The 869-nt window shown below is 62.6% G+C and carries 2 protein-coding genes; both read left to right on the forward strand.

The window, feature by feature from the left end:
- The coding region (locus OIU93_RS20540; RefSeq protein WP_264271889.1) for a site-specific integrase at window positions 1–465 on the forward strand (465 nt) is incomplete at its 5' end.
- Between the two features lie 92 nt (window positions 466–557).
- Entirely contained in the window at window positions 558–701 is a 144-nt protein-coding gene (locus OIU93_RS20545) for a hypothetical protein (RefSeq protein ID WP_264271890.1), read from the forward strand.
- Window positions 702–869 lie beyond the last annotated feature (168 nt).

Here is an 869-nt window from a genome sequence, read left to right on the forward strand (position 1 = left end):
ATCCATGAAAGCCGCGTGGTGAATGAGGACATGGGCGGATTGATCTGGCTGCCGTCGATTGCTGCGGCGCCGGATCCGGAGAAGTTCCTGGACGAAGCGTTAGGCGGTTGGTCGCGCCAGCAGGTGGCCCAGAACCTTGGCCTGAACACGATCCGGAGGCGGTCACGGTCGGTGCTCCGGATGACATCTTTCGTGGGGAAGGCGCCCTGGGAATGGCTTCCCGGTGATGCCGATGATTTCTTCTCTCACCTGCGCGGCGTTCAGAACCTCTCCCACAACGCGGTCCGCGCCTACCAAGCCGATGTGAAGCTATTCCTCGACTTTGCCGGGGACGGCGCCTATGACTGGAATACCCGGTGCGCCCAGTTGTTCGGAACGGTCTTCTCCCAGGTCGTGAGCGAACTCAACGCGGCTACCCATGCCCAGGAATCCGGCGAAGCCTCCAAGCGCCCGTTCAGCATCTAGGAACTGCAGGAATTCTTCGACCTGGCAGACCTGGAACCGAACGGATCCTGAATTCGGGACGCAAGGGAGCCTTGGCAGCCTGGCGTGACGCCGTGATATTCAAAACGATCTACGCCTGGGGATTGCGCCACAACGAGGCCCGCCACCTGATCCTCGCGGACTTTTCCCGCAACGTCCGAGCGCCCTTCTTCGGCGAATGGGGCGTGCTGCGCGTTCGCCATGGCAAGGCCATGTAGGGTTCCGCTCCCAAGCAACGGACCGTGTTGACCGTCTTCGACTGGGCGGCGGAGATGCTGGAGCATTGGGAACGCGTCGGGCGCCCCCGGTTTGGGCTCCCCCGGGCCACTCCCCTGTTTCCCACGGATACGGGCAACATGGTTGACCAGGCGTATCTGCGCCGTCAT

Origin of the sequence: Paeniglutamicibacter sp. ZC-3 (genome assembly GCF_025847175.2) — a bacterium.
GTDB classification, from domain to species: Bacteria; Actinomycetota; Actinomycetes; order Actinomycetales; family Micrococcaceae; genus Paeniglutamicibacter; species Paeniglutamicibacter sulfureus.